The sequence below is a fragment of the Halanaerobium saccharolyticum genome (assembly GCF_004362045.1).
Taxonomy (GTDB): Bacteria; Bacillota; Halanaerobiia; order Halanaerobiales; family Halanaerobiaceae; genus Halanaerobium; species Halanaerobium saccharolyticum_C.
The window spans coordinates 1-2,721 of sequence record NZ_SNWX01000064.1; the positions used below are offsets into that span (position 1 = coordinate 1).

Sequence of the window (2,721 nt, forward strand, 5' to 3'; positions counted from 1 at the left end):
TCAGGATCATAAGATTTAGCCATTTGCTTTTACCCCCTGTAATTATTATAAGATGTTTAATTGGTCTCTGTCCAATACTCTTAGGGGGCGTTACATAGGTTTAGATTTGACTCCAGAAATGATATCTGCAGCTAAAACAATAAATAAAGAAAAACAGACTGATATTGAATTTATTGTTGGAGATGCAACTGACTTGAAATTTGAAGATGAGGTTTTTGATCAAGCACTCTTCTCATTTAACGGATTGATGCAGATACCAGAGAGAAAAAATAGAATAAAAGCATTAAAAGAAATAAAAAGAGTCTTAACCGAAAATGGTATTTTTATTTTTACAACTCATGATCGCGAAAATAACGAGAACTTTAAGGAGTTCTGGGAAAAAGAAGAAAAGATCTGGAAAGAAGGCAAACAGGATAAAAGAACTTATGAATATGGAGATAAGATCCTGCCATCGGATAATGATGATAGAGATTTATTTATACATTTTCCAAACCGAGAAGAGATAATAGAATGTTTAGAAGAAACAGGCTGGAAGCTAATAGAAGATTTTTATAGAGAAGATCTATTTAAAGAAAATAAAGAAGTTAAAGATTTTTCAACTGAGTGCCGATTCTGGATAGTAAAAAAGTAAAGCTGTGCTACAGCGTATAACATGGGATTGGCGTCATGCCTTCTGTCATAAAGCTTGCAGGTTAACAAATAACGGATATGAAAACGCAAGCTTTACGCCAGTTCCTGCGGAACCAGGCACGAGCGCAAATCCCAGGAACGTTAGGCGAAATTAGATTTTAACTTATTCAGTAAGGTAGGTGATCTTATGAATAAAAATGAAGGTAATATAACAACTGGAAGTTTTTTGAATTTTTTTGATGACATTGTTGAAGAGTTACTAAAATATAAAGGTATTGATCAATCTGATATGTATAAAGAAGTGTTAACTAATATTTTTGAAAATCATGATCTAGAACATATAGCAGAATTAATTTCAGAAGATATTTTTAAATTTAGAGCTATATTATTAAAAGAAACGGATAGAGGCTCTGCATTAATGGCTGCATCTTATTTAGAAGATCTTCTTGAAAAGTTATTAAGAAAATTTTTTGTTGATGATAATCTTTTATCAAATAATTTATTGAATGGATATGGAGGTTTATCATCTTTTAAATCAAAAATAGATTTAGCATATTTATTGGGACTAATAAGTAGAAGAGTAAAAAGAGATTTAAATTTAATTAGGAAAATCAGAAATGAGTTTGCTCATTCAGCAGAAAACATAAATTTTAATAGTTCTTCTATTAATAATCGTTGTAATGAGTTGAATTATAATATTTTTAATGATGATATCTCTGGGAGAAATAAATTTATTAGAGTTGTTTTTGGGTTAGCAGGAGTTTTATCTTCAACTAAAATCAAAAAAGAAAGAAGAGAAGAAAAACCAAACAAAAATCTTGAAGAGATAAGTTTAAAAAAAGATATTGAAAATTTTGATGAAGAACTTTCAGAAGAAATAGAAAAATATATTAAAAACAAAATCTAACATCGCCTAACATGGGATTGGCGTCATGCCTTCTGTCATAAAGCTTGCAATTTAACCAATTACGAGTATTGAAAAGCAAGCTTTATGACAGTTCCTGCGGAACCAGGCACGAGCGCAAATCCCAGTAACGTTATGTGACATTAGGCTAACTAAGTTTTCTTCGGCTTGGGAGTGCCAAGATGGATTTGTAAAATGCTATTGAAAAAAATAAAAACCAATAATAATAATTAAATCTATAATTTCAAATCTAATAGTTAAGATCAAAATAATTTGCAGTTGAATCGCTTATGAAAAGTCTCAGGTATAAAGTCTTAATGAACGAAAAATGCAAAAAGTTATTAAGCATTAAAAAATATTTTGAGTAAATCTTAATGAAGTAACTTTCGTGAAGATAGTAAAATCAAAGTATCAATGATAAGCACTGCAGCAGATAGTATTAATTTAATAAAAGAGAAGAGATCTTAATTAATAATAAAAATATTTTTGATTAATCTTTAATGTGAATTGTCAATAAACTGAAAATATAAAAGCCTTATTGTCCATTATAACAATTTAGTAAATCTATATGAAGTAAGTTTCGGGAAGATCTAGAATTTTAAGTATCAATGAGAAGTATAGCAGCAATAATAAATAATAAAAAAAGTAAAGATTTTTACGCCTAACAGTCACATTCGTGACATTAGGCTGGGTCAATTATCTTTATCTCTTAGAAGTTCCGAGATGGATTTATAAAATGTTCGTAACTAATAAAGAAATAATTAAACCTGCAATTTTGCAGGTATTTTTTGCTATTACAAGAATTATATTATTAATGTTATAGTTTTATAGAAATAATTATTAAGAGAAGAGATCGTTATAAAATAGTTTTAAGCTAATATAAAATTCAAAGCAGCAATGATAAGTATTAAAATAAAAGATCAGAAAAGAAAAACGTTGGGCGAGAATACTTATAACCGCCTAACAGTCACATAACATGGGATTGGCGCCATGCCTTCTGTCATAAAGCTTGCAGGTTAACCAATAACGGATATGGAAATGCAAGCTTTACGCCAGTTCCTGCGGAACCAGGCACGAGCGCAAATCCCAGTAACGTTAGGCGAAATTCTTTAACCTGATAAAATAAATGGGGGTTAACTATGGAAATAATTCAATTAACTAAAAAAGTTGATATTGATTGGACTAAT

At 29.6% G+C, this 2,721-nt stretch carries 2 protein-coding genes; both read left to right on the forward strand.

Features of this window, described 5'->3' with window-relative positions; all coding sequences use genetic code 11:
* Window positions 1–52 precede the first annotated feature (52 nt).
* Window positions 53–631, forward strand: a complete 579-nt coding sequence (locus tag DFR79_RS15940) for a class I SAM-dependent methyltransferase (protein WP_279512905.1) — start codon at window positions 53–55, stop codon at window positions 629–631.
* Between the two features lie 186 nt (window positions 632–817).
* Window positions 818–1,537, forward strand: a complete 720-nt coding sequence (locus tag DFR79_RS15945) for an MltR family transcriptional regulator (RefSeq protein ID WP_133516443.1) — start codon at window positions 818–820, stop codon at window positions 1,535–1,537.
* Window positions 1,538–2,721: the final 1,184 nt, after the last annotated feature.